Below are 25645 nucleotides of genomic sequence, written 5' to 3'. Positions count from 1 at the left end.
GCAACTTCGCCAGGAAGCCATAGCCGACGGAGCCTCCACCAGCGACCTTGCCCAGCCTCAACCGGAAACGGACATCACCTTACGAACCGCCCACTCAGAGACTCCCTAATGCGGGACGTCCGCCATCCTCGAGCGGAACTGGAGCGCCTGCACCTCATCGCTCGCGGCCGAGAGCGGGTCGTCACCTTCGAGTGGGACTATACGCCTCCCCGACCTCCCGGTGCTGGCCATGAACCGCCCAAGTTGGAGTTCCGTGCCATCCCGGCGTCACTGCCGCCGAGCAACGTACACGCACTGATCGGCCGCAACGGAGTGGGCAAGACCAGCATGATGCGTGCGATGGCTGCCGGGGTAGCCTCGGGAAGTATCGAGGTCAGACAGCTCACGACGTCCCGATCTGCCCAGGTCACACCGAACGTGGTGCTGGTGTCCTTCAGCGCCTTCGATGAACTACTTCACCACCAGGACGCGCCTGCGGGGTTCGCGTACATCGGGCTGCGGGACGGCAGTGATCCGCAGCGCCTGAAGACGGGTGAGGACCTGTCCAAGGAATTCGCCAGCAGTCTTGCCACGGCCCGTATCGGTGCCCGGCGCAGCCGCTGGGAACAGATCATGGCTACGCTTCGGTATCCGGAGTCCGGCTTTCTGGACGACTACGAAGGCGACCTCGAAGCGCTGTTGTCCGAGGGATCTGACCGCCGGTTCGAAGCCGCCGCGAAGCAGCTCTTTGAGCCGATGAGCTCTGGCCACAAGATCGCTTTGCTGACCTTGACACGGCTAGTCCATGAGGTGACCGAGCGCACGGTTGTCTTCGTGGACGAGCCCGAAGCCCACCTTCAGCCACCCCTGCTCTCGGCGTTCATCCGCGCCCTGTCGGACTTCCTGTCCGACGTCAACGGGATGGCGGTCGTGGCTACGCACTCACCGGTCGTCCTGCAGGAGGTACCACGGTCGTGCGTCTACACGCTGCGCCGCTACGGCGACGTGGTGAAAGCGGAGCGGCCCCAGATGGAGACCTACGGGGAGAACGTCAGCGCACTCACGCACGAGGCATTCGGCCTGGAGTCCGCCGCCACCGGCTTTTACGCGGCCTTGGCCAGGGAGGTTGACGCGGGGCGGAGCTACGAGGACATTGTGGCGGACTTCGAGTCCCTGGGCAGCGAAGCCCGCGGTCTGCTGCGTGTCCTCACCCTCCGCCGGGAGGGAAGCACCTCATGATTCCGATCGACCCTCCGGCCATGACGGTGAAAGACACACTGACCGCCGCCTGCAGACGCCTGCAGGACCCCGTCCTGAAGAAGCGGCTCCTGGCCCGCGAAGCAGACCTGTCCGCAGCCGAGAAGAAGTACACCTACTTCGCCGAGCAGGACCGGCTCTACGCACTTGCCATCTACGAGCGCGACGCCGAGAAGAAGACACCGGACCGTGACGGGGTACATCTGAAGACCCTCTACAGTGCAGGGCTGGTGGGGCGTCGCGACGGGAGAAGGAAGTACGACGAGCTCAAGGCCCGCGCACCGTTCGGGCGCTGCCTCCTGTGCGGCAACAGTGAGATCGGTTCGCTCGATCACCACCTGCCCAAGGAGGCGCTGCCGCTGTACGCAATTTGTCCGGTCAACCTGGTGCCGGCCTGCGGCAAGTGCAACCAGATGAAAGGCGATCGGATCGGCATCACCGCTGGCCAGCGCACCCTGCATCCCTACTACGACCGCCCCGGCGAAACTGGCCGGTATCTCGTTGCGGACATCACGGGCTGGCCCGTGCAGTTCCACATCCAGGCCCTGCCCAACTGGGACGCTGAGCTCCGTGCCCGCGTGGAGTACCACTTCGACACATTCCAACTGGCTGACCGCTATGCCGAGTTCAGCGTGTCCGTGGTGACTGCGGACCAGTGGCTGCACCGGCAGATACGAAGCGAAGGAGGCATACCCGCCCTGACCGATCACCTATATGAGGCCGCTAAGCAGCACGCCCGTACACATGGGCCAAACGCCTGGGATACAGCCCTGCGCTACGGGCTAGCCAGCAGTGATTGGTACCTCCACCACGGCGTCGATGAAGCCCCTTAAGAGGTCGCTTTTCTCGGTGTTTCATCACTGCATGTGACGTTTGGCGTGTGGTGTCGGGTCGGGCCAAGAGATGGTGTCCGCTCCACAGCCCATCGTTTCGGAATTCGAAGCGCCAGGCAGACAGCACCGGCTCGATCAACTCCCAGCGAACATCGGACGGATCACTCGGATAAGGACGTCACGTCGGGGTGTCTCCACGTACCGCCGCGGACTGACTTCGCCCCGGCGCACAGCCGCGACAACGAAAGCACTCGGCAGCGAAGGCCGGGCACCCTGGCGTGAGACAGGCACAAGCCACTTCCAGCCTCGCCTGTCACCCCACCTGATTAGCAGTAATCAACCCGCCCCTCAGTAGTAAGATCACCAGAACCCAGCGGTTTAACAATCCACTGGATGCACGGGCAACTCAGGCGAAAACGACCTCTGGGTCTGGCCCAGTTAAGACCACCGGATGCTGCGGCCTCCAGGATGAACAGCGTCGCCACGATCCCTGCCAGAAATCGGTGACCGTCGCATTGCTACCCCCCAAGGTGATCCGACATACCGTTCTCCCCGGCGCTCTACCCACGTGACAGCGTCTACTGCGAGTGACTTTCCGCCAGAGCACGGCGCATAACGGCCTCCGGATCGGGGCGCAACATAGCCGCAGATCGCCGGTTAGCCAAACCGGTGATCCTGCGGACCATTGATCCTCCCGCCGCCACACGCACAGCGTGGAAGGATCCGCATGCTCCCACCATCCTGGACCCCGCCATCCACCCGGGCCTTCGCGCCGACACCCGATCCCCTCACGCCCTATCGGGACATCACTCATGGGCACTTCGAGGCCGGCGACCAAGTCGTGGTCGTCAAGGGTGTGTCGGGGGCCGAGTTGTGGGGGGATGCGATGCAGGTCGTCGCCCCGTCCTGGCACACCCCGACCGACGAGGACGGCTGGCGGCTACGCGATCCCAACGGCGGAGCGCAGACGTTCATCACCGCGCACCCCCGCTACCTCGTGCACCTCTCGCGCCGCTGCCCGGACTGCATGATCTACCTGCGAGCCATGGCTGATCATCTGATGCCGAAGTACGCCGACCACGCCGACGCTGTTATCGACTGCGGCTGGTACACCACCACGGCCCTCGGCCAACTGGTCCACATCGCCGATGCCCGGGGCGGCCGGTGAGACTGCCTCTCCGCCGCCCCGGCCGCGCCCCCACACTGGCGCGCCCACGGACCCAGGCCACCAGGGACCTGCGCCTCACCACCACCACGTCCGCATCCGACGACCGGCAGGTGGCCAGGGCCGTACCGACCGCGTCCGATCAGCTCGCCACCGTCCTCGCCCAGCTCGCCGACGAGCGGTCCGGTCCGCTGGCCACCGTGCGCGGCCTCATCGAGCACACCTCGCACCGCGCCTCGATCCAGCCCGGCACAGGCCCAGCGACTGCGCACCAGCTGGAGCTGATCGCCCGCCGCCTCTACGGCATCCAGCAGGACCTCGATGACGCCGCTGCCCGTCTGACCACCCGCTCCAAGCGGTCGACAGCAGCGCCAGCGGTACCGGCCGCACGAGCCTGTGCCGGCCACTCACCTTAGGAGAAACCTTTCCCTTGCCTCTGGCCGACCGCGCCCTGACCATCCGCCGCGACCCGCACTCCGCGGAAGTACTTGCTCGCGGTGGCGATCCGGAAGCCCACAGCGTGCTTCAACGGGCGGGCTTCGTACCCGTCCACCGCCTCCACGAGACCTACCACCGCGCTCCCGTCGGCCTGGCGCAGGACGAGGAGAACCGCCTGGCCACCGAAGCCGTGGCCCGGCTGCGGGCGGTCGGCTACCAGGTCGACTGCGACCCGTCCTTCGACACCGACCGCCGCCCCGCCCAGTACGAGCCGCTGGGTGCCTCGGTGGCCCAGCTCGCCGACCGAATCCGACAGGCGACCACCACAGACGAGGTCGCTGAGATCCTGACCGAGCTGACTGCCCCCTGCGACGGCATCCTCGATGCCGTCGGCCAAGTCCTCACTGCTGCGGCTGAGTTCCACGACGATCTTGGCACATCAACTGCCCCATACACCGCGCGACGGCTGCGCTACCTCGCCGAGGAACGCCTCGCCGTCGTCCGCACCGACCTGGTGCACACGCGCAATGACCTCGCCGACCGGCATGCCCCGCACCCCGGCCGCGTCGCGTGCACCCAAGAGGTCCCTGCCGACGAACGCGAACGGTCCGCCGTGTGCGCCTGCCCACCTCCGCCGCGCGCCATCCCGCTCCCCCCGCCCGTGGCCGCCGGCCCGCGCCGCTGACACCATCCCCCTCCCCCGCCAAGGACTCCATGCACCACCACGAAGACCCCGAGCGCCTCGCCTCCTTCGCAGACGTTCTCGCCGGCGAACTCCCCGGTACCTGGCGCAGCACCCACCACCCCGCCAAGGACCAGGAGGCTCTTGCCGAGCTGGCCGACCGCCTCTGGGACCTGGACCTCGTCGCCGAATCCCTCGCCGCGCACCCGTTGCGCCAGGCGGCCGTCCTGTCCCGTCCGGACGGCGCCCAGCTGGTCATTCTCGACCGGCACGACGAGCGCGACGGCTTCCTCATCGCCGCCGTTGCACCGCGCGGCCTGCCCGACGAGGCGTACCGCGGCGTGCCCGAGCCCAATGGCATCGCGGTGACCGACGACCCCTTCCTCGCCGCAGAACAGGTCGCCGGTGACCTGCTCGCCCGCTACGACACCGCCCTGGCCCGCGTCCGCCTCAACGCCATGGACGACATCGTGCCCTCGCAGCCGGACCGGGTCGTGCTGACCTGGCAGCCGGACGGCAGCCTCGCCGCCGCCCCGGTCGGGGACACAGCCGCGAACGTGCTGGCCGCCAACGGCTTCGTCAAAGACGAGCAGACCGGCGTCTACCGGCTCTCCGGCGACGACACCTACAAGCAGGCGCGTGCCGTCCGCGCAACCGGCCAGCAGCTGCGCGCCCACGGCATCGGCACCGCACTCCAGCACCCCTCCGGCCGGATCGCCCCCACTGCCACGGCGCCGGCAGCCCCGCCGGCCCCGACGGCGTCCCGGGCGCCAGCGGCCCGGACGCGATGAGCGAGGTCGAGCCCGACTTCGATGTCCTGGAGTACGTCACCATCGCCAAGGACGCGCGAAGCGGACTGGTCGTCGCCCTGGGCGGCACCGAGCAAGCCGCCGCTCTCCTGCAGCGAGCCGGCTTCCTCGATCACCCCGGCCCCCGCGGCACGTACCACCGTCTTCCCCATGGTCTTCCCGCCGCCGAACAGCGTCGGAAAGCCACGGCCGCATCGCACGCCCTGCTGAGTGCCGGATACAGCGTTCACCTCGACCCAGCTTTGAACGCCCTCGCCGTACCCGACGCCGGCCGGGAGGCCGCACTGCGGTACGTCGCTGAGCTGGCCCAACAGGGCACTCGTGCCTCAAGCGGCGAGGAGAGGGCTGCCCTCCTGACCGAGATCGGCGCACCCGCCGAGGGACTTCTGCCGCTCATCCGGCAGGCCATAGCGGTCGCCTGCTTGTGGTCCCTGCAGCCCGGCGCCAGTGGCGCAAACCTCGAACCGGCTGCGCAGCTCGGGAGCGCGGCTGATGCGCTCTCGCGGGCCGCCGACCAGATCCTCCGCGTCCGAAACGACGTCGCCCGCATGCCCGCCCAACCGGGTCAGGCAGTGAGGACGCACAGCCCAGCACAGCGTCCTGTCGCTGCCGTATCCCGCAACCGCGGAAACAGGAGAGTCATGGGCAACCGTGCCGACGAGTACGGCACCGACGTCGAGATCTACCGCAGATGGCTGAATACCACCATCTACGTCGAGACGCCGACCGGTGCGCCCGCGAAGCTGCTCGACCAGCTCGACCAGCTGGGCTTCGAACGACACCAGTCCCCGCCCCGGAGCCCGTCTACATCTGGCACGAGGTCCCCGCACACCTCGACAGCGCCGAGCAGCAGCGCCTGGCGACCCGCGCCATCCCCACCCTCCTGCTGGCCGGATACAAGGTCAACTGCACACCCGAGGTGTTCGACCAGGCCGCCTACCAGCAGGCACTGCACGACATCCGATCCGGCACCTCCCGCCAGACCACCCACCCGCCCGGCGGCCCTGCCGCCACCTCCCGGCGCCCCGCGCCCACCGGACGTGCCCCGTAAACGCGGCGGGCCCCAGCCGGGGCCCGCCCTCACCCCCACCCGAACAACCACTCGGAGAAGCCCGTAACTCCCCGCACACCCCCGCCGATGAGCCGGCGCCTCAGCCCCCGCTTGGCGACCGCCGTGTTCCGCCGCTACCTGCGCGCCTGCATACCGGCAGGGCCCGACCGCACCTGTCTCCTGGCCGGTGCGCGCCCCGAGACCGCCCTCAGTGAAGCCCACCGGACCACCCGCCCGTAATCCCGATCTACCGCCTGGAGGAGCATGCCGCACCCGACACAGAACACCGCCCGACTGACCGCCGAGATCACCCAGCGGCTCGCACACCTTTCCCACGATCTGCACCAACTGCCCGCCGACGAAGCCGTCCAGGTCATCGCACGCATCGTCAACCCGGATGACGGCATCCTCGGCGCTTTCACCCAGCTCGTAGAAGCCGGGTCCCGCCTTGCCCGGCACCAGGCCGAACGCGGTGCGCTACCGGCAGAAGTGTGGCTGTCCCTGGGCCGGGCCGCGAACGAGCTGTACAGCATCGGCCTGGACCTGGACGACCACAAGGACGCCCTCGTCCAGTTCGGCACACGGACGGGCCTGGCAGCGAGCAAGCCTCCCGCCCCGGCCCCGCTGGTCGCCCGGCGGCGCCGGTGAGGAAAACCCAGTGGCAGGGCTGGGGGCCGGGCGAGCAGGCCGAGCAGCACTACCTCGTCGAACCGCGGACGCTGGCCGGCGGAGGCGACATCCGTCACGTCTCGGAGTTCCTGCGCGCGTCCGGCTGGCAGGACAAGTCCACGAACGGCGGCCCTCTGGTCATGGAGAGCCCCGACCGTGCGGTCCGCCTCTCCTACGACCCCTACACCCAGCCCGGCGGCTGGACCATCCGCAGCGCGGCACAAGGCAACCAGGCCGAGTGGTGGGCGGTGATCGGCCGGCAGGCGCCGGTAGAAATCGTCGCTGGACTGACCGACGCTCTCACCCTCTCCCGCTCCGCGCACGCCCCCAACGTGTGGGCGCCCCTGCAAGAGCAGCATTGGCACACGCAGTTCGAAGGCCGGAACTACACAGCGGCCAGCCCCGACGGTACGGCGTGGATGCACTTCCGCCAGGACGGTGACGGCAACGCCCTGTGGTGGTCAGGCGCAAGGGACGAGCGCGGCAACGGCTGGACCGCCCAGTTCGCACCCAGCACCCCCATGCACCTCATCCAAGCCTTCTCCACCGCGCTGGCCTCTCCCGAGCCGGTCATGCGCCCCCGCGGACGCGTCCCGCACAGCACGAAGATCCGGACCACCTCCGTGTCCGTCCTGCCCTCACAGCTCAGCGCCTGGCAACAGGCCCGCATCACCGCCGCCCGCGCCGCCACCTGGGCCCGCAACTCCGTCCGCAGCCCACGCCTCCGCACCACTCCCCGACACCACGCCGGTGCCGGCGCCTTCCGCGCCCGCCGCTGACCCGCACCACCAAGGAATTCTGTGCCCGACCTCACCCCGGACAGCGTCCACGCCGCCACCGAGACCCTCTCCCGCCTCACCGAATACCTGCGCCAGGACCCGGACCCCGCCGAAGCCCTCGCCCTGGTCGAGCCGTTGCTGGACGAGTACACCGGCCTTCCCGTCCAGCTCGCCGACGCCCTGCGTGCCCTCGCCCGCATCGTGCAGACCCACCGCCCGGACACCCCGCTGGACCACAAGGTCGACCTTCTGGTCCAGGAACTGCGCAGTGCCGCCTGGGAACAGACCGACCAGCACACACTCCACTACGTCATCGACGACCTCCGCGCCTTGTACGCCTCCTCCGAGCCGACGCGCACGCTGGGGTGCGGCTCGTGCCGGTGAGCGGACAGCAGCTCGAAGAATTCGCCAGGAGGCACACCTGGCGCATCCCGTTCGACACCAGTCCCCGTCACCTCGCCGGCCCCGGCGACGCCCACCATGTCACCCACGGCCTGGCCGCCGCCGGATGGAAACGCACCTCCGACCCGCTCAGCCCCGAGATCGTCCTGAGCAGCCCGGATCACCGCTACCGCCTCGACTTCGTCCCGGAGTCCGGCACGCTCGCCTGGTGGCGGCTGTGGGCCGGATCCACCGACACCGAGCCGGGCTGGACCGCCACCTTCAGCGAACTCGTGCCCGCCGAGGTCCTCGCCGGCTTCACCGACGCCCTCGTCGCCCCCGCACCCACCGAACACAGCAGCCCGCTGGATGTGGTGGACGCTGCGGGATGGCTCCTGGACGCACGCGCCGCGGCCAGCTCACCGGACGCTGCCTGTCGCCTCGAACGGCGCTCCGACTCCCTCCCGTCCTGGCAGATGGAGGTCCACGATCCCGACCGCGGGCGCCACGGCCCCCGGCTGTGGCACGCCTCCTTCGACGACCGCACGCCCGGCCACCTGGTCAACGCCTTCCTCACCACGCTCGTCGACCCCGCCCCGCTCCAGCGCGGGATGGGCGACCGCACCGCCCACCACAGCGCCGTTCAGACACCCAGCCCGCTCAGGCCGGAGCAGATCGTCGAGGCACACACGGACCGTCTCAACAGCATCCGTGCCAAGGTCCGTGCCGCCCGCCGGCAGAACAGCAAACCCAGCACCTCTCCGGCGGCGCCCGCCGCCGCACGGCCGGCCGCCCGCCTCTGACCCCGCGAAAGGACACCCCTATCTCCCACCCGCACGCTCACCGTGAGTTCCTGGGCCACCTCGACGGCTACATCCGCGAGGCCAAGAAGATCCTCGACGCCTGGAACGTCTACTCCGACGAGCACACCGACCTCGACGGCTGGCCGTACGACGACCACGCCTACGGGCTGCGCCAGCAACAGCGCGATGCCGACACCGCCGCAGCGTTCGAGGACCTGCGCGCAGGCGCCCAGCAGCTGCTGGACACCGCCGACGCACAACTGTCTCTGGTTCCGGCCGGCACCGCGCAGACCCGCTGGATCTACCAGCTCGGCGTCCTGCGCGACGCGCTGGACCGCCTCAACACGCTGCACGAGGAGTGGCTCCGCACCCGCGAAAGTCTCCCGGCCGACGGCAAGCCCGGGACGAACGTCTTCGACGCCGCCCTTGCCGAGCACCACGCCGAGTGCGGGAGCTACCTCGACGACTGGGCCACCCACGGTCACGTCATCAGTGAGATCAACACCGCTGCCCGGCACGCGCCGTCCCCGCTGGCTCCCCCGCCCACCACGCGACCAGCCCGGGCCACTGGCCGAACCGCGGCAGCGCGGAGGTGACGGTGCACGACGGCCCTTCCCAGACGGTCGACGTCGACTTCATTGCTCCACGTCACCTGGCCGGCGGCGGTGATCCCGCATGGATCACCGTCCCCCTGCACCACGCCTGCGGCTGGAGCCACGGCCACGACCCCCTGATGCCGCGCGTCATCCTCTCCAGCCCCGACCAAAAGGCCCTCCTGCGGCTGGAACCGGACCCCGACGGCCAGTGGTGGACGCTCCAGCACGCGCCCACCGAGGACCGGCCCGCCTGGTACGCGAGCTTCGGCGCCCGCACCCCCGTCGAGATCATCGCGGGCTTCACCGACGCACTCACCGATCCCACCACCGACCGGGACAAAACCCACGACCCCTTGGACCGCTCCTGGCCGCCGGGTGGTCGCCGTCCTACAACCCCCACCGGTTCGTCTCACCCGACGGCACCGTGCGGGTCGACGTCCACGAGACGACAGGGACCTGGTGGATCGGCGCCGTCCTGGACGACGCACGGCCCCCGGTGTGGCAGGCCCGCTTCGGCGAGCACACACCCAAGCACTTGATCGCCGCATTCACCACCGCGCTCACCGACCCGCACCCGACAGCACGCACCGGCACGGTACTCAGCCTCACGACCCGCAACCCGGATCTGGTCACCCACACCCGCCAGGAAGTACCGGCCCAGCAGGTCGCCTCCGCGCTGGAGGACCGCGTCCGCCAACTCGCCGCCCGACACGCGGCCCCGGCAGCGCCAACCGCCATCCCCCGACGCCCGTCCGCCGGTCCCGGCCGCACCCACTGATGCCCTTGTCCCCGCACCGAAGCACGTAGCCCTTTGCCTCCCACCTCCGCCAACAACTCCGACGGCTACGACATCGCCTTCCGTCTCCTGATGGGCGTCCTCGCCGTCGTCGTCCCCCTGTCCCACCTCGCCTGGCTGTCCGGCAACATCACCGCCTGCCTCACCGGACACCCCTGGGCGTCGTACCAGCCGACCACCGCCCTGCTCCACCCCGACCAGCTCTGGCCGACGGCCGGAGAAACGTCCCTGCTGATCGGTGCCCGCATCATCCCCGTCACCGTCCTTCTCGCCCTCGGTGCAACAGCCGGCCTGCTGTGGGCTCGGCACAAGAGCAACGGTGGTGGTCGGAAGAAGAAGATCACCGGAATGGCCAAGCCGAAGGACATCGAGCCTCTGATGGCCAAGGCGATCACCGACAAGGCGCGCTCGCTGCGCCCGAGCCTGAAGACCGCGAAGCACATCGACGCCCGCGACACCGGCATCCTCCTCGGCAATCTCCAGGGCACCAGGCACGAGGTCCGCATGGGGTACGAGGACGTGGCCGTCGCCATCATGGCGCCGCGGTCGGGCAAGACCACCTCGCTGGCGATCCCGTCGATCCTCAACGCGCCGGGCCCCGTCCTGCTGACCTCGAACAAGGCGGCCGGCGACGCCTACACCGCCACCCTCGACGCCCGCGCAGCGGTGGGCCGGGTGTGGTCGATGGACCCGCAGCAGATCGCGCACGCCGCCCGCGATATGTGGTGGAACCCCTTGGCGGACGCCAAAACTTTGGATGGCGCCGGCCGCCTGGCCGGTCACTTCCTCGCCGCCTCCGTGGACGCCTCCCAGCAGGGCGACTTCTGGTCCAAGGCCGGATCCAACATCCTCTCCCAGCTCTTCCTCGCCGCCGCGCTCGATGACCGACCGATCACCGACGTGATGCAGTGGCTGGCCTTCCCCGCCGACCGCACTCCACTCGACATCCTGCGCGACCACGGCTTCACCGCGGTCGCCGCCCAGCTCAAGGGCACCGTGGAAGGCCCGCCCGAGACCCGCGACGGCATCTACGAGACCGCCCGCCAGTACGCCGCCGCCCTCCTCAACAGCGAGATCGCCGCCTGGGTCACCCCGCAGAAGGACGTCCCCGAGTTCCGCCCGTCGGAGTTCGTCACCTCCACCGACACCCTGTACCTGCTGTCGAAGGACGGCGGCGGAGGCGCATCGGCGCTGATCGCAGCGTGCGCGGACTCCGTGATGCGGGCCGCGACCGCCCAGGCCGAGCGCGCCGGCGGCCGGCTCGACCCGCCGATGCTGGCGATCCTGGACGAGGCCGCCAACGTCTGCAAGATCAGTGACCTGCCGGACCTGTACTCCCACCTCGGCTCGCGCGGGATCATCCCGATCACGATCCTGCAGTCCTACCGCCAGGGCCAGAAGGTCTGGGGTGACGCGGGCATGGACGCGATGTGGTCGGCCGCGACCGTCAAGGTCATCGGCTCCGGTATCGATGACCCGGACTTCGCGGACAAGCTGTCCCGACTGATCGGTGACCACGACGTCGAGACCACTTCCACCTCCACCTCCGAGTCCGGGAAGTCGACGTCCGTGTCGATGCGGCAGGAGCGGATCCTGCCGGCCGATGCGATCCGCGCCCTGCCCAAGGGAACCGCCCTGGTCTTCGCCACCGGCATGCGCGCCGCGATGCTCGACCTGCGCCCCTGGTACGCAGAGCCCGGTGCAGACGAACTGGCCGCCGCCTCGGCCCGCGCCTCGAAGGCGATCACCGAGCGTGCCGTCGCCAAGCACGCCCCGCTCCAGTCGGATTACCGGCAGGCCGCATGAGCGAGTGCTGGCTGCACCTGGTGCCGGACCGCTCCCGCGAGGCCAAGGACTTCATGCGCACCTGGCACCGGCACCACACGCCCCCGCCATGCACAGTCAGCTCAGCCTGCACGTCCACGAGACCCTGCGCGCGCTGTCGGACGCCCGCGCCAGCCTTACCACGCCCCAGCCGCCCAGCGGACTCGCTGTGCCAGCGCCACTCCCCGACCAGCATGCCGCCCGCCTGCGCTGACCCTGTCTACCTCCGCCACCTGTGATGACGACACCACCCGACCACAACCACATGCCCCTGTTTGACGTGGACGCGCCCGTGCCGCTGATGCCCGTGGAGCGGCTGCTGGCACTTGCCGACCTGTACACCGAGCACAACGACCTGATCGACCTACTGTTCGCCGGCCGCGCCCCTCATGAGCCGGGGGCTTCCGTGTCATCTGCCCGGCGCCTGGAACGCGAGGCCCTTGCCTCCATCACAGCGGTCCGGCAGCAGCGCCTGCCTGCCATCGAACCGGTGTCCAGCGCCGTCGTACGACTCAAGCAGATCGCCCACCTGACCAGCGGAGCCACCCGCTACCTCACCGCCGCCCAGCAAGCACTGCCCGAGGGCGATGCGGCCCACGCACCCCGCGATTCCCGTCGGGGGCTCGGTCAGTACCTGCGGCTGGCCCGCGAACTCACCGCCCTCGCTCCCGCCGCCATCGTCGAGTCCGCCACGTATATTGCCGCCAGACTTCCCGACCGGGCGCGCAGCAGCACCACCGTCCCCGGCATGGACGCCGGCCATCGCGACGCCTTGCTCGAAGTCGCCCGTGGCCACGTCGTCGTCACCGGGCAGTAGGGGCAACGCGGCTACGGCCACACCGTGTCGGTGGACGTCGACGTGCTGCGTCACCTGGAAAGCCAGGAACTCGTGACCCGCGAGCCCGCCTCCGCCGCCCCCTTCTTCCCCGGTGGGCCGCTGCGCGACCGCGTCCGCCTGACGTCTCTCGGTCTTTCCGTCCTCAGCACGGTCATCGATTCCCCCCTGCACATCCGCCTGTCCGCGGCCCGCCCTGTCTCCGCCCCGGCTACGGCCACCACCGCCCGCGCACGCCGCTGACGGCGCCACACGCGCGCAGCGCCTGCCTTCCTGCCGCAGCCTCGTTCACGCAAGGAAGCCCCCAGATTCCCGCCTCGCCCACGCTCGTCTGTATATCGCTTGGTGCCGGCGTTCAGTCCAGCGCCATGCTCGCCCTCTCCGCCAACGGCCATCTCCCCAGAGCCGATTACGCGATCTTCGCCGACACCGGCTGGGAGCCACACGCGGTCTACCGGCACCTCAACCGGCTGGACAAGGAGATCGCTGCTCCCGCCGGGATACCGATCCTGCGCGTCTCCTCCGGCAACATCCGACGCGACGCCCTCGACCCCGGTCACGGCTTCGCCTCCATGCCCCTGTACATCCTCAACCAGGACGGCAAGCAGGGCATGACCGGGCGCCAGTGCACCGGCGAATACAAGATCAAGCCGATAAAACGACAAGTCCGGGAACTCCTCGGCTACCCCTACCCGCAGCGCGTCCCAAAGGACGTCTTCATCGAGCAGTGGGTCGGCATCTCCACCGATGAATTCCACCGCGCGAAGGACGCCGACGTCCGCTACATGCGCAACCGCCACCCGCTCATCGAGCTGGGCTGGTCGCGCAGCGACTGCGTCCGCTACCTGACCGCGCTCGGTCTCGCGGACACCCCGAAGTCCAGCTGCCTGGGGTGCCCGTTCCACGGCAACGCGCAGTGGCGGCACATCCGGGACACGAGCCCCGAGGAGTTGCGGGACGTCGTGGAGTTCGACGCCGCCATCCGGGCGGGCAACGCCCGCGCGAACGCGGGCGGCAACCGGCTGCTCGGGCAGGCGTTCCTCCACCGCTCCCGGGTGCCGCTGGACCAGGCGCCGATCGACCACGTCACGGCTGCCGAGTGGGCCGCCCGCCAGCAAGAACTCGACGACCGCGCCCCCATGGAGGAGGAACTGGAGAACGGGGTGGTCGACGGCTGCTCTCCCTGGGCCTACCGCGGAGAGGCCCACCTGGTGCAGGACGATTTCGGCCTGGCCTCGTGAGACGGATCATCCTCGACCTGTTCGCCGGCCCCGGCGGGTGGAGCCACGCCCTCTCCGTCCTCGGGGCCCGCGACATCGGCCTGGAATGGGACACCCGGGCCTGCAAAACGCGAGCCCGAGCCGGGCAGTTGACCATCCAGACCGATGTCGCCCGCTATCCGGTATGGATCTTCTCCGGTCGTGTGCTCGGGCTGATCGCCTCCCCGCCATGCCAGGCGTGGTCGATGGCCGGCAAACGCCTCGGCCTGGTCGACCAGCCACTCGTCCACCAGGCCGTCACCGACCTCGCCGCCGGCCGCGACACCCGCGAGCAGCTGCTCGCCGCGTGCGCCGACCCCCGCTCCCTGCTCGCGGCCGAGCCCATGCGCTACCTGCACGCCCTGAATGCGGTGGGCGAGCCGGAGTGGGTGGCCATGGAGGAGGTGCCCGACGTTCTGTCTCTGTGGAAGCAGTACGCCGCGGTGCTGCGTGCCTGGGGTTTCTCCGTGTGGACCGGGATCCTGAACGCGGCCGACTACGGCGTCCCCCAGACCCGCCGTCGTGCGATCCTCCTCGCCTCCCGCGTCCGTACCGCCGAGCCGCCGCCGCCCACACACGCCCAGGTCGCCGAGCCCGAATCGTTGTTCGGTCCCGGCCGCGCACGGTGGGTGTCGATGGCCCAAGCCCTGGGCTGGGGCCGGACCGACGGCCCGGTGCCCACCGTGTGCGCCGGGGGCGGACCAGGAGGCGGCCCCGAACCCTTCCCCTCTGGGGCCCGCAAGACCCTCACCGACGCCCGCGCTCGCGGCACCTGGACCCCACACCCGGGCGGGACCGCCAGACACGGCAGCCGCAACGACCAGCTGGTCGACCGCGAAACGCAGCCGTGCCCTGCTGAAGCCAACCGCTGGGCATGGTCCTTGCGGAGCAACAACCAGGCCAACGCCACCGTGCGACGGGCAGACGAGCCGGCCGGGACACTCTTCTTCGGGCACCGCGCGAACGAATGCACCTGGGTCGCCGAACCCGCCGCTCCCGTACCCCTGCACGTCCCTGAAGGGCAGAGCCTGGCGGTGCCGGAGCCGATCCGGATCACCGCCCGGGAGGCGGGGATCCTGCAGTCCTTCCCGGCCGACTACCCCTGGCAGGGCAACAAGGGCCAGCAGTTCTCCCAGATCGGCAACGCCGTCCCGCCCCGGCTGGCCGCCCACCTTCTCGCTCCGCACCTGAACGTCCCGCTCAACACCGACGACTTCACTCTGGCCGCCTGATGCCCCGCACCCCACAACCTGACGAGGACGACCTCGCCACCATCACGTCGTGGCCGCCGGTGTACTACGCCGAGCAGGCTCTACTTGGCGCCCTCCTGTCCGACCCGCAGCACCTCGCTGACGTAACTGGGATCAGCCCAGAAGTGTTCTCCACCGCGGCGCACGCCGCGGTGTTCGCAGCGATCTGCGCCGTGCCCGCCCCCGCCCTGGCCGACAACACCGACTACGCCGCCGCGTTCGCCGCACTGCGTGCGCAATCACCCTCTGGCCTGGCCGAGCGCACCGAGCACATCGTCTGGCTCGGCAAAGTGCTCACCACTGCCCGCAAGCAGGCAAGCGGACTGACCGCCGCACACCTGCACGGACTCATCAGCGCATGTCCCAACCCCCGGCACACCCCCGCGTACGCCCGGATCATCGCGGCCGAATCCGCCCGCCGCCGCCTGCGCAAGGCCGCCGCCCGCCTGGTGCACACGGCACGGGAAGCCTCGCTCCCGCATCCCGTGCCGGCCGCACTGGCCGAGGCCGACACCCTCGCATTCGTCGTGGACGACATCGCCGCCGCCTTCCCAGCGCACTCCGGGCCCCTGCCGCGCACTCCCGCACCACCGCCGGCGCCCCTGCACGACGGCGGCGAAGCCGCCCAGGAGGAGCGGCTGCTGCTGGCCACGTGCACGGCGCGCCCGGCCGAAGTCGAGCAGATGCGCTGGCTGACCCCCGAGGACTTCACCCACCCCCTGCACGCCGGGCTCTGGCAGTGCCTGACCGCGCTTGTACGCCGCGACGTGCCAGTCGACCCCGTTACCGTCATATGGGAGGCCCAGCAGCGCGGTGCCCTGAGCGCCGCGGACGACCCTCGCGACCTGCTCACCTTCCTTGCCGAACCGGACGTGTCCGCGCCTTATCTGGGCGAGCGCATATTGCACCGGTCTGTGCTTACCACGGCCCACCACGTCGGCCGCCGCATCGTGGCGTTCACCGACGACCCGGCCAACGCGCCCTACCAACTCGTCGTCGGCAGCCGCCGCGCCCTCGGCGAACTGACTGCCATTCGCGCCCGTTGGCACCACGCCACCACGCCCACGCCAACAACGTGGTCCCCGCGCCGCATGGCCAGGACGGCGCCCCGCGCCGGGACGCCGCCCACCACAGCCTCACCCACCAGGCGCATCGCACGCTGACCGGACCTTTCCGGCGGCCGGACCGACCAGTCTGACCGCCGGCAGATGGAAGGCGCTGTGGTCGCTGAACACGGACAGAGGCTGGCAGGAACTCGCCGCCCCTCGCGAGCGCCACTCGGCACCGCGCCACCAGCTACGCCGCAGGCACCGGCCAGCCACACGAGCGGCTGAACCCTCTGACGTCCGACCGATTGAGCGCCAGCACGGTACAGGAGCCGTGAGGCCCACAGTGCCGACGACCATCTCGGGCCGTCGGCACTGCATCTTGTCCCACCTAGTCGCCGAAGATGCTCTCCCACACCTTCTGGGTCAGCGAGCGAGCAACTCCCTCGGCAGTTCCGCGCGCGACCGACTGCTTGAGGCGGTCATCGGTGCCCCGACCTTCCTCAGAAGGGTGCGACGCAGCAGGTGTCGACGCCTCCTCCGAGCCCGATTGCTGGCCAGCGCCAAGACGCTTGAACTTCCCGAACATGTGATCTTCCCTCAGTGCTACATGACCGAGGGCAGCGAAGAACCCGCTTATCAAAGCGCTCCCGTCGGGCGCGCGTGATCCCTCCCCGCCCTCACGGCACGGGAGGGGAATCTCATCTGAGGGTGATAGCCAGCCAAGACGCAGAATGCCGCCCCCCACCACGGCTTGCGAACGCCGCCCCAGGAGCACCGGCCAATAGCCCAGCAAGCCAGGAGACGACAAGCATGTTCAACAGGAAGAAGCCGCTCCGCACGCGACGACGCAGCTGTCGATTCACGCTGCGGCGCTCACAGTTCGGGCTCTCCATGTCTTCCATCATGCCGTATGCGGCAGCCGTCGACGACCAATACCGGCAGTGAACGATCGTGCCAGCACGGATCAGGTCTCGCCGTCCTGGGCGCCCCCGCCGCTTGAGCCGAGGTTGAACCTCCCTCGTTCGATTAGCCGGTACAGGTGCCTAGTTGATACCTGCCGCTGCATCCGCACACCCTCCCCTGGGTCGTGGTGGGCGAATGGGCTGCGCGGATCCGCTCCTGGGTCACGCAGCCAGTTCGCCAGCGCACGGTCATTGCGCCGCACGGCGTCCTCGACCTGCTATTGCAGCTACCTCATTTGGGTTGCGAAGGGCCCGTAGAAAAAGTCATCGGCATCTGTGGGAGGGATCTTCGCCATAGCTCGGTGCGCGCGTTCCCGTAACTCGTCTACCCGGTTCCTGAACGTTGACTCGTCGACCCCGACTGTCCCCTGGATACGTCTTGGCAGGCACGCTTCAGGTAATCAAGCCGCGCCTGCCCTGTGGCTCGGATCTCCCCAACCACCTGGGCATCTCCTGCTCTGCGGGATGTTTCGACCTCGGCCGCGCTCTTCCTTACTTTCCATATCTGAACAGCCGACGCCGCCCCCCCGACAGCGAGGCCAGCCGCTCCGCTAACGAGGGCAGTCACAAGTTGGCTCACCAGCAGAGTGTGACACGCCAGCGTGACCTGAGGAGGCGTTGCATGAAGCGCGGAGCACGCCGCACGCCAACAAGCAAACACAAGGAGGGCCCTCTCGACCAGTCCCCAGACTGCACAGAAAATCGAATACAGGGCCGAGTAACCGAGTACCAGTTCGCACCAAGAAGTGCGTTGTCAGTGGGGTCCGGTATACCGGTCGGCTATGAGTGTTGCTCAGGAAGCGGCTACGTCCTCCTCTGGCCGTACGCAGCGGCAATCGGTTGACGGCGACTCCCCGGATGACCAGCACCCAGCTGCTGCGGTCCCTGCGTCGCGGGACGCCGACCTCGCCGGAGAGAGAAACCCACCCGCTAAGGACGACTACCTACTGGTGGAGCTGCTGTGTGCCGCCTTGGCGAAAATCCGCCTCGAACGACAGCGGGCCGGCGTTCCAGCGCGCGGCACGGACGGGTCGGGGCCATTGCCGCGAGCCTGGCGTGAGGCGCGGGGCCGCCTATGGTGGAAGGCACAGACACTGGGCTTGGATGGGCCTGCCAACGACCTGGAGCTGTTCGACTGGTGCCGTCGCCCGCTGGGTTCGTGGCGTGTACCGCTGTCCCTAACCAAAGTCGATCTGGAAGCGGTGCTGCTGGACGGCGATTCCCTGTCCGAATTCGCCGAGCAGGCGGCAGCCCTGGTCCAGCACGCTGACGTCGAGGCGGAACTCGTTCAGAATCAGGTCTTCGCCGCCCTGATGCTGTGTGCACGGATGAACGGTGGGGACGACGGTGCAGTCCAGCAGGTCTACCGTCGGCTGCGACGCTTGCTGATCGACCATCCGGTGCTCAGCGACCGCGAGGTCCAGACGCTGGCACGGGAACTACCGGCAGCGGACTCCGACCATGACTCGTTCCTCGCGAAGTTCGTCCGCATCGCCTATGTTCACCACCCGGTCCAGGCGCCGGGGAAGGTTCGCCTGCGGCGGTGTGCCGACTGCCGTAATCCATTGGATGACAGGGCCCTTGGTTGTGGGACTCCTGGCTGCACGGGGGTGGCAGAGCGCTACGAAGTGGCCTGTCTGGGTGGCTATTGGACACAGCACCGGGCAACCCGCCAGTTCTTCCACGACCCGGGACTGCTGGAGGGCCGGCTGCTGGACCAGGTGAGAGAAATCGCCCACGAATGCCTGTGCGTCGAAGACTGGCCGTGCCTGGACGCGTGGGATATGGCAGTGACGTTCAAGGCCAAGGAGCCAGGTGCAGAGGCGGAGTGCTGGGCCGTCGACGCCAAAGACTGCTCAAGCCCAGCCCTGCTCGCCCGAGGCTTTCGCTGCGATCCCCGCGTGCCGGCGCGGAGGCACATCATCGTCATCCCCATGCACCGCCTCAGAACTCCCGGCTACCGCGCGGATCTCGAACGCGAACTGCAGGGCCGAGTTTCCGGCGTCGAGGTCCTCGACGAGAAGACGTTCCTGCGGCAGGTCACCGTCCGTGCGCGCCAGACAGGAGGAACGCGATGAGGGACACCCGTGCCTGGAGCAAGTCACTGGTCAAGGAATTGGCGGACGACAGTGTGCGCCCCCTGCTCGACCCCCTCAGGCCCTGGGAAGTCTGCGCCCTGGAGGTGGGCCTGTCGTTCCTGGACGACCATCTGCCCGGCCGGGGCATCGGCGCGCTGTGGCCGGTGCTGTCCGGATACATGCGCCTGGATGAGGACCTGGGCCCGCAGATCCGGACTCTGCGGGAGCTGATGGGCCCGCTCGCCAAGACCGGGACCATGCGGGAGAAACTCGATCAGTACGTGAAGCTCCCGGCCCAGGTACGCGGCTTTGAACCCTGTGACATGCCCGGCCACAAGCCGGAGTTGTCGACCGTATTCACACGCCGGTCCACCCCGTACGCCGCGGGCCGACATGACCTCTACCGTCGGACGCTGCAGAAGATCGCCCCCTACCAGACGACCTCTCCGTACCGACCGGCACCGCCTGGTTCGGTGTGCTTCTTCGAGCGGGCCGACGGCAGCAGGGAACAGATCCGCGTCCCCGAGACGCTCATCCCGGCGCCCGCTCCAGCAGTGCTGCCCGCAGCGGCCTCCCGGGCCCAGGAGCCCATCGCCCTCACACGAGAGGACTTCCGGTGGGCTGCCGAACAAATCGACAAGATCCTGGAAGCCCATCCGGAGATCGAAAGCCGGGACTTCGTCAAACGGTTCGAACAGATGGAAGCCCTGCTGGCCGACCAGATCGAAGGTCATCTCCGCGACCAGCGGTGGCGGATGACCATCGACCGCTTGTGGCATGTGGTCGGCCTGATGAACAGTGGTAAATCCACCTTGCTGGACCTGATCGCCTTCATCGTCGCCCACCGCGGAGGCAAGGTCGGGTTCGTCCTTGCCTCCGGCAGCGACGTGTTCGCCAAGGTCAGTTTCCTGCAAGCCCTGGGCATCGCGGCTGTGCCCATCTTCGGACGCACCCGGGAAGGCGTCCACAAGGACCGGTTCTGGCGCTCGCTCCTCCACGATGGCGAGAAGACCTTCCCCACGGGTCTGGACCCTGCCGCGGCGTTCGCCGACGACCAGTGCTACTTGGAGGAGCTGCGGCTGACCAGTAGGGCCAACCGGGCCCCGCTGCCACGTGAGGAGCGACCCTGCACAGGCCGGCTCACCGTGGCTGGCGAGAGCGGGCGTCGGGACTGCCCTCTTCTGTCCCAGTGTCCGTCGCATACGGCGGCACGCATGGTTGCCGATGCACAGGTGTGGGTGACGACCGCAGCGGGACTGGCCTCAACGCGGATGCCGCAGTCCCAGATCGAAGTCCGCGTCGCTGAAGCGGCCCAGCACCACCTGTCCGTCTTGCTCGTGGACGAAGCCGACACCGTGCAGCAGCAGTTCGACGACCGGTTCCTACTGCACGAGATCCTTTCCCAGCCCGGCAGGGGCTGGAGTCACCGGGTGGGGGACCGAATCGGACAGCGGCTTGAGCACTCCTGGTTCCTCGACCTCCTCGACCCGGAGGTAACGGCCAGCGACAAGCACTTCCGTCGGCACGATCAGGCCCTGACCGAGCTGTACCGGCTGGTCATCGCACCGGATGCGGATGCCCTGCGAGCTGTCATCGCCGAGGGACCGTTCACCGGGTACAGCCTCCTGCGGCGCCTGGCCCGCAGCCTTCACGGCCTTGGTGAACGAACCGACTTCACGGACAAGGCGGAACTGGAAAAAGCCTCCGACGAGTATTTCGAAGAGCACTTCGCCTCGCTGCTCTCCGCTCCGTTCCAGGCTCCTGCGGCGAACTGGGCGGAGCTGATTGAGGCGATGACGGCAGCCCATGACACTCGTGTCTCGGCCCAGGAGGCCGCGGAGGCGTGGATCACCACCCACCAGCCCGCCATCGACGAGGCGGATGTCCGAGGCACGCTGGCGGAGTGGGCACAACTGCTGCAGGCCGGGGTGTGGGCCGCGCGGATCACTACGTCCTTCTTCGAAGTCGCCCAACGGCTGCCCGCCATCAGCTCCTCCCCGATCGGCGACGGGGAGGACTTCTGGAGCCGACAGCCGCCGCGTGACCTGATGCCGTTCGTGCCCGAACAGGCTGCCGGGAACCTGATGGCGCTTCAGTGGCAGCCCAACCCCGGTGGTGACAGCGGATCGTTCAGCATCCTGTGGCTCCGCGGGGTTGGCCGCTGGCTGCTGTACCACCTCCATGATCTCCTGACGGCCGAGGGCATCGAGGGGCCACATGTCGTCCTTGCCTCCGCCACCAGCTGGATGCCCGCCTCGCCCCGCTTCCACCTGGACGTCGCCCCGAACCTGGTACTACGAGAGCCGGAAAAGGCCAGGGCTGCGCTGAAGCAGAGCAAGATGTTCTTCCGGCCGCCGCGCTACCCCGACGGTCGTCCCGTCTTCACCTCGGGCACCGGCGGCAACCCCGCCCTCCACACCCACGCCCTGTGCACGGCCGCCGACTGGATCTGCAACCCAGCCCCCGGTGCGCGCGAGTCCCTGCTCCAGCAAGCCCGTCTGCGTTTGGCCCCCGACCGTCAGCAAGTCCTGTTCACCGTGCAGAGCACTCGCGACGCCCAGACCGTCGCCGACTACATCAACCACAAAACGCCGTACACGGCCCTGCACGTCATCCGCGACGACGACCCGCCCACCCGGCACAGCATCCCAAGGCGCCGCCTGCCCACCTTTGCCGCGTCCGGCGCCGACATCCTGGTTGCTGCCGAAGGCGCCGTCCAACGCGGCCACAACATCCTCAACGCCCGCCGCGTCGCCGCCCTCGGCGCGGTGTTCTACCTGGCCCGCATCCACCCACCCGCCGACGACGCCACCTTCCCACTTTCCTTGCTCAGCCGCGAGGCGATGCGCCGCCTCCGCGAGCCTATTGAACTGGCCGACCCCTTGATCGATCCCGTCGACCTCGCGCGCAAACTCCGCTACGGCGAGCGCCGCCGTTGGCAGCAGCGAGTCGGAGAGCCGGTGCTGTTCTCCCGCCTCACCGACCCGGTCGAACACGCGGCGTTCGTCGGCAACTTCCTCGTCCCGCTCCACCAGACGATCGGCCGCGGCATCCGCGGTAACGAACCGGTGCTGGTGTACCTCTGCGACGCCGCCTTCGCACCCCGCACCGCCACGCTGGACGAAACCGCTGCCGACACTCCGCGTACGAGCGTGATCGTCGCCGCCCAGCAACTCCTGCACGGCTGGCTCACCGATCCAGGCCCGACCGCCGGCGCGGCAGAGCGCCTAGACCACGCGCTCGCCCACGCGTGCTGGGGCCTGGCCTCCCATCTCCTCGACAACATCGACTGGGGTCACTGCTGATGCCTGCCTACCGCGCCGTCCAGGCCACCGTGCTCACCTTCACCACCGGGGCCAGCTGGCCCTTCACGGGCTACCGCGCGACCTGCCCACCGGGGATGCTCAACCTTCTCCAAGCAGCCTGGGAAGCCCGCCCGGGCCGCCGAACGCGCAACGGGCCCGACAACCTGCCGACCAAGTCACTGAGGGACCTGCTCACCCTTATCGACCCGGACATCACCTCCGTGCACTGGGATCCACGCCATCCGGCCTGGCTCCGCGCGCGTACCGAGATCGACCCGGACCTGCTGCTGATCGCGCTGTCGGCATGGGCCTCCGCTCACGTCGCGCCCGACGTGCCGGACACCGACTGGTACGGCCGTCTTGAAGGCGCCGGCCAGTTCGAATGGATCCCAGAGGACCTCGACCTGGCCCAGCACGGCCTCCACCCCAACGGCACCGCCAACCCCCCACCGCACGTCTTCGAACTCCTGCCCAGCCTCGTCGCCGAACACCTCACCACCACCGAACTCCGACTCCTGGGCCACCACCGTGATCTCCGCCTCGGCCCCACCCAAGCCGACGGCCGCCGCGCCCTGCACCTCGGCCAACCCGAGCTCCTCATCGATGAAGACGGCGCGGCCGGCGCCAGCGTGGACGTCCTCACCTTCCACCTGGAAACCGTCCCCGGCGTCCCCGAAGTCCACCTCCACGTCGACCTGGGTATGACCCGCTTCGCGACGAACGCCGTCGACTACATCCCCCGCCGCGGAAACGGGGACTCCACCGCCAGCGTCCTGCTCTCCGCCAAGGAAGGCTTCATCCACCGCCGCGAACGTCCCATGCTCCTGCAGAGCGCCGTCACCATCCGCCGGCGCGGACAGGACAGCTCCTGGGCCTGGCAGCCGGGCGTCGCCAGCATCCTCGCCCGCCTCACCCACCACGAGCCACCCAGCCTCGACGAGCTGCGCAACGCCCCGGGCAACGCCGCTGCTCAGCCCTTCGCTGCCCACCTCGTCCACAGCACTGGCATGACCTACCGCCATCCGGACCAGGACGGCACCCCGCCGACTCGTGCCACCCACGAGCACCCCGTCGGCCACGGCTACCAGCCCCGCGACCATATGGAGGTCCTCACTCAGGTCGCCCGACAGCTGGAGAACAAGGGCCTGATCCCGCTGACGCCCACGCCCAAGGCGCGGACCCGTGCGAAGACGCGCCTGACGATGCAGCTGCCCGAATCCCCCACGTACGAGATCGAAGTCTGGGCGTCCTCTGACCGCACCTGGCAATGCCTGCAGACCGCCGCCAGCAAACTCGACCTGGCCCCCGCCACCGCAACAGCGGATCGCACCAGCTTCACCGGGCCGATCAACCTCACCCTCCACCGCCGCGACCCGCAAGACCTCACCGCCGGCCTGCCGCGCTCCACCGAGTCGAACCCAGCAGCCCGGCGGGCCGCCTACGAAGCCAGCGAGGCCGAACGCACGACGCGAATCACCCGTGCATTCCCTCGCCTTGCCCACCCCATCGCCTGCATCGTGGAGATGGAAGGCGCGGCCTACTTCACGCGCACACGCCAACGCGACCCCAAGCCCCTCTTCAAGAAGGTGCTCCCAAGCCTCCGCCGCAACGTCCAGGGACTGCGCCCCATCCCGCCAGCGAACCCCAATCCCAGCAAAGCAACCCTCGCCAAGCGCTTCCCCGGCACCGACTTCTCCACGACCGACATCGAGCGCGCCACTTCCGCTCTCCGGGACGCCCTCCGCCAGGCGGGCCACCTGCCCAAACTCCCCGCCCCACCCGGCGTCGAAGGCCCCTTCGAGCTGATCACCGTATGGCTTGCCCCGGCCGGCGAGCGGATGCTCGTGCCCATGCTGATCCGACAGCACACCCACGAGGAACCCACGGCACAGCTCATGACGACGGCCGGCAGCCCCGCCGAGCACCCCATGCCGCTGACGGCACTGCCGGAAGCCCTCGCGGCCGGACGCGGACGCGTACCCCGTACCGCACGCGCGGCCCTCGCTGCCTTCTTCACCAACGCGCTGTCGCTGGACTCCACCGCCAACCGCCTGCTGCTCGTACGCCGCGCCCGGACGAGCGACAAGAACATCTGGCCCTGGCTACAGGACGGCCGCATCACCTTCGACCAGCTCGTGCTGCCGGGCATCGACATCACAGCCCCCAACGCGGACCCAGTCCGCCGCAAGCCTGGCGACCAACCGGGCCTGCGCATCATCCGGCTACGCGAGCGCAGCGACCGCTCTGCGGTACCCAGAGCCTTCGGCATCACGCAGGAGATGGTCAGCGCCAGCGACGACTCCGACGAACTGATCTCTGTCACCCGACACGGACGATTCTCCGGCCTGGTCGAAGTCGGGGAACGCGCCTTTTGGGGCATTAACCCACGCTCCGACCAGAATCAGACCCCCCTCACCCTCACCAAGCTCGACCCCGCCCAGACGGCCAACCGCACCTGGACCTGCTCCAACCCCAACTCGCTGGAGATCGTGCCCGCCTTCCTCCAGGACGGCGACAACCCGGCCGACTGGGCCATGTACGTCCACGCCCAACGACGCCTCCACGCTCACACCACCATCGCCACTACCTGGCCGGCCATCGTCCACCTCGCCGAACTGATGGAGGAATACATCCTGTGAAATGCCCGCAGAGCACGGCAACACCCCGGCCGTGCACCGAAAGGTCACCACAGAGGACAGAAGACGCCTACACCTGGGGCAAGTGAGCACAGCCTGCTGAGAAGCGGATCAATGTATCGCGGGATCGCCGGTTAGCCATGCTGGCGATCCCGCGCATCATTGGGCCCTGTGCATCATGAAAAATGCACGTCAGATGGCCTGGTGTG

General features: G+C 69.0%; 23 protein-coding genes and 1 pseudogene. 22 read left to right on the top strand and 2 right to left on the bottom strand.

All coding sequences use genetic code 11. The features are described 5' to 3' along the window. Window positions 1-108: 108 nt before the first annotated feature. Both ACZ7FF_RS42855 and ACZ7FF_RS42850 read left to right on the top strand, forming a co-directional pair. The gene (locus ACZ7FF_RS42855) at window positions 109-1218 is read left to right on the top strand and encodes an ATP-dependent nuclease (protein ID WP_470819894.1); all 1110 of its coding nucleotides are present in this window, start codon (window positions 109-111) and stop codon (window positions 1216-1218) included. Next, complete coding sequence (locus ACZ7FF_RS42850; RefSeq protein WP_345576833.1) at window positions 1215-2069, top strand: hypothetical protein; 855 nt, start codon at window positions 1215-1217, stop codon at window positions 2067-2069. Before ACZ7FF_RS42855 ends, ACZ7FF_RS42850 begins: the two co-directional genes overlap by 4 nt. An 85-nt stretch (window positions 2070-2154) precedes the next feature. On the opposite strand, the pseudogene ACZ7FF_RS42845 reads toward ACZ7FF_RS42850, so the two are convergent. Continuing rightward, window positions 2155-2247, bottom strand: a pseudogene (locus ACZ7FF_RS42845) (IS5 family transposase); the annotation flags it as partial. A 549-nt stretch (window positions 2248-2796) separates the two neighbouring features. Here ACZ7FF_RS42845 and ACZ7FF_RS42840 point away from each other — a divergent pair. Genes ACZ7FF_RS42840 through ACZ7FF_RS42825 form a run of 4 tightly spaced genes read left to right on the top strand, consistent with a single transcriptional unit; the run spans window position 2797 to window position 5145 of the window. Beyond that, the gene (locus ACZ7FF_RS42840; protein ID WP_470819892.1) at window positions 2797-3237 is read left to right on the top strand and encodes a hypothetical protein; all 441 of its coding nucleotides are present in this window, start codon (window positions 2797-2799) and stop codon (window positions 3235-3237) included. Continuing rightward, window positions 3234-3650: a hypothetical protein gene (locus tag ACZ7FF_RS42835; RefSeq protein ID WP_470819890.1), complete on the top strand. Its 417-nt coding sequence runs from the start codon at window positions 3234-3236 to the stop codon at window positions 3648-3650. The genes ACZ7FF_RS42840 and ACZ7FF_RS42835 overlap by 4 nt, the downstream gene beginning before the upstream one ends. Window positions 3651-3664: 14 nt before the next feature. After that, complete coding sequence (locus tag ACZ7FF_RS42830) at window positions 3665-4357, top strand: hypothetical protein (RefSeq protein WP_470819888.1); 693 nt, start codon at window positions 3665-3667, stop codon at window positions 4355-4357. A gap of 29 nt (window positions 4358-4386) precedes the next feature. Continuing rightward, window positions 4387-5145 carry a hypothetical protein gene (locus ACZ7FF_RS42825; RefSeq protein WP_470819887.1) on the top strand — a complete coding sequence of 253 codons (759 nt, stop codon included), beginning with the start codon at window positions 4387-4389 and terminating at the stop codon, window positions 5143-5145. A gap of 344 nt (window positions 5146-5489) precedes the next feature. On the opposite strand, the gene ACZ7FF_RS42820 is transcribed toward ACZ7FF_RS42825, so the two are convergent. Continuing rightward, complete coding sequence (locus ACZ7FF_RS42820) at window positions 5490-5945, bottom strand: hypothetical protein (RefSeq protein ID WP_470819885.1); 456 nt, start codon at window positions 5943-5945, stop codon at window positions 5490-5492. A 533-nt stretch (window positions 5946-6478) separates the two neighbouring features. On the opposite strand from ACZ7FF_RS42820, the gene ACZ7FF_RS42815 reads away from it, so the two are divergent. From ACZ7FF_RS42815 to ACZ7FF_RS42740, 16 genes are all read left to right on the top strand, one after another. Beyond that, window positions 6479-6862: a hypothetical protein gene (locus ACZ7FF_RS42815; RefSeq protein WP_470819883.1), complete on the top strand. Its 384-nt coding sequence runs from the start codon at window positions 6479-6481 to the stop codon at window positions 6860-6862. Next, window positions 6859-7662 carry an SPDY domain-containing protein gene (locus ACZ7FF_RS42810; protein ID WP_470819881.1) on the top strand — a complete coding sequence of 268 codons (804 nt, stop codon included), beginning with the start codon at window positions 6859-6861 and terminating at the stop codon, window positions 7660-7662. The genes ACZ7FF_RS42815 and ACZ7FF_RS42810 overlap by 4 nt, the downstream gene beginning before the upstream one ends. A 21-nt stretch (window positions 7663-7683) precedes the next feature. Then, a complete protein-coding gene (locus ACZ7FF_RS42805; RefSeq protein ID WP_365169332.1) occupies window positions 7684-8046 on the top strand; it encodes a hypothetical protein in 363 nt (120 codons plus the stop codon). After that, window positions 8043-8846: an SPDY domain-containing protein gene (locus ACZ7FF_RS42800; RefSeq protein WP_470819879.1), complete on the top strand. Its 804-nt coding sequence runs from the start codon at window positions 8043-8045 to the stop codon at window positions 8844-8846. The genes ACZ7FF_RS42805 and ACZ7FF_RS42800 overlap by 4 nt, the downstream gene beginning before the upstream one ends. Window positions 8847-9579: 733 nt before the next feature. After that, a complete protein-coding gene (locus tag ACZ7FF_RS42795) occupies window positions 9580-9981 on the top strand; it encodes an SPDY domain-containing protein (protein ID WP_470819898.1) in 402 nt (133 codons plus the stop codon). Then, complete coding sequence (locus ACZ7FF_RS42790; protein WP_470819877.1) at window positions 9867-10220, top strand: SPDY domain-containing protein; 354 nt, start codon at window positions 9867-9869, stop codon at window positions 10218-10220. Before ACZ7FF_RS42795 ends, ACZ7FF_RS42790 begins: the two co-directional genes overlap by 115 nt. Window positions 10221-10253: 33 nt before the next feature. Then, the gene (locus tag ACZ7FF_RS42785) at window positions 10254-12044 is read left to right on the top strand and encodes a type IV secretory system conjugative DNA transfer family protein (RefSeq protein WP_470819875.1); all 1791 of its coding nucleotides are present in this window, start codon (window positions 10254-10256) and stop codon (window positions 12042-12044) included. 88 nt (window positions 12045-12132) lie between these two features. Next, complete coding sequence (locus ACZ7FF_RS42780; protein ID WP_365170482.1) at window positions 12133-12276, top strand: hypothetical protein; 144 nt, start codon at window positions 12133-12135, stop codon at window positions 12274-12276. A 51-nt stretch (window positions 12277-12327) separates the two neighbouring features. After that, window positions 12328-12879, top strand: a complete 552-nt coding sequence (locus ACZ7FF_RS42775) for a hypothetical protein (protein WP_470819874.1) — start codon at window positions 12328-12330, stop codon at window positions 12877-12879. Between the two features lie 24 nt (window positions 12880-12903). Next, window positions 12904-13140 (top strand): hypothetical protein, encoded by a 237-nt coding sequence (locus tag ACZ7FF_RS42770; RefSeq protein WP_470819873.1) that lies wholly within the window; start codon window positions 12904-12906, stop codon window positions 13138-13140. Between the two features lie 125 nt (window positions 13141-13265). Continuing rightward, window positions 13266-14138, top strand: coding sequence for an adenine nucleotide alpha hydrolase family protein (locus tag ACZ7FF_RS42765; protein WP_470819871.1), 873 nt, complete (start codon window positions 13266-13268; stop codon window positions 14136-14138). 5 nt (window positions 14139-14143) lie between these two features. Next, a complete protein-coding gene (locus ACZ7FF_RS42760; protein ID WP_470819896.1) occupies window positions 14144-15388 on the top strand; it encodes a DNA cytosine methyltransferase in 1245 nt (414 codons plus the stop codon). Continuing rightward, window positions 15388-16569 carry a DnaB-like helicase N-terminal domain-containing protein gene (locus ACZ7FF_RS42755; RefSeq protein ID WP_470819869.1) on the top strand — a complete coding sequence of 394 codons (1182 nt, stop codon included), beginning with the start codon at window positions 15388-15390 and terminating at the stop codon, window positions 16567-16569. Before ACZ7FF_RS42760 ends, ACZ7FF_RS42755 begins: the two co-directional genes overlap by 1 nt. Window positions 16570-18199: 1630 nt before the next feature. Beyond that, window positions 18200-19495: a restriction endonuclease-related protein gene (locus ACZ7FF_RS42750; RefSeq protein WP_470819867.1), complete on the top strand. Its 1296-nt coding sequence runs from the start codon at window positions 18200-18202 to the stop codon at window positions 19493-19495. After that, on the top strand, window positions 19492-22800 hold the full coding sequence (locus ACZ7FF_RS42745) for a pPIWI_RE_Z domain-containing protein (RefSeq protein WP_466386205.1): 3309 nt from the start codon (window positions 19492-19494) through the stop codon (window positions 22798-22800). Before ACZ7FF_RS42750 ends, ACZ7FF_RS42745 begins: the two co-directional genes overlap by 4 nt. Beyond that, on the top strand, window positions 22800-25439 hold the full coding sequence (locus ACZ7FF_RS42740; RefSeq protein WP_470819866.1) for a pPIWI_RE module domain-containing protein: 2640 nt from the start codon (window positions 22800-22802) through the stop codon (window positions 25437-25439). Before ACZ7FF_RS42745 ends, ACZ7FF_RS42740 begins: the two co-directional genes overlap by 1 nt. Window positions 25440-25645: the final 206 nt, after the last annotated feature.

This window comes from Streptomyces sp. NPDC037126 (assembly GCF_055605965.1).
Note: the sequence above shows the minus strand (reverse complement) of the source record. Positions and strands in the feature narration are given on the sequence as shown.

Excerpts from the sequence above, each read along its gene's own strand:
- ACZ7FF_RS42855 (WP_470819894.1), top strand. The coding sequence starts at position 109 with ATGCGGGACGTCCGCCATCCTCGAGCGGAACTGGAGCGCCTGCACCTC.
- ACZ7FF_RS42750 (WP_470819867.1), top strand. The coding sequence starts at position 18,200 with ATGAGTGTTGCTCAGGAAGCGGCTACGTCCTCCTCTGGCCGTACGCAG.
- ACZ7FF_RS42755 (WP_470819869.1), top strand. The coding sequence starts at position 15,388 with ATGCCCCGCACCCCACAACCTGACGAGGACGACCTCGCCACCATCACG.
- ACZ7FF_RS42795 (WP_470819898.1), top strand. The coding sequence starts at position 9,580 with ATGCCGCGCGTCATCCTCTCCAGCCCCGACCAAAAGGCCCTCCTGCGG.
- ACZ7FF_RS42840 (WP_470819892.1), top strand. The coding sequence starts at position 2,797 with ATGCTCCCACCATCCTGGACCCCGCCATCCACCCGGGCCTTCGCGCCG.
- ACZ7FF_RS42765 (WP_470819871.1), top strand. The coding sequence starts at position 13,266 with ATGCTCGCCCTCTCCGCCAACGGCCATCTCCCCAGAGCCGATTACGCG.
- ACZ7FF_RS42780 (WP_365170482.1), top strand. The coding sequence starts at position 12,133 with ATGCACAGTCAGCTCAGCCTGCACGTCCACGAGACCCTGCGCGCGCTG.
- ACZ7FF_RS42815 (WP_470819883.1), top strand. The coding sequence starts at position 6,479 with ATGCCGCACCCGACACAGAACACCGCCCGACTGACCGCCGAGATCACC.
- ACZ7FF_RS42825 (WP_470819887.1), top strand. The coding sequence starts at position 4,387 with ATGCACCACCACGAAGACCCCGAGCGCCTCGCCTCCTTCGCAGACGTT.
- ACZ7FF_RS42740 (WP_470819866.1), top strand. The coding sequence starts at position 22,800 with ATGCCTGCCTACCGCGCCGTCCAGGCCACCGTGCTCACCTTCACCACC.
- ACZ7FF_RS42745 (WP_466386205.1), top strand. The coding sequence starts at position 19,492 with ATGAGGGACACCCGTGCCTGGAGCAAGTCACTGGTCAAGGAATTGGCG.
- ACZ7FF_RS42850 (WP_345576833.1), top strand. The coding sequence starts at position 1,215 with ATGATTCCGATCGACCCTCCGGCCATGACGGTGAAAGACACACTGACC.
- ACZ7FF_RS42775 (WP_470819874.1), top strand. The coding sequence starts at position 12,328 with ATGCCCCTGTTTGACGTGGACGCGCCCGTGCCGCTGATGCCCGTGGAG.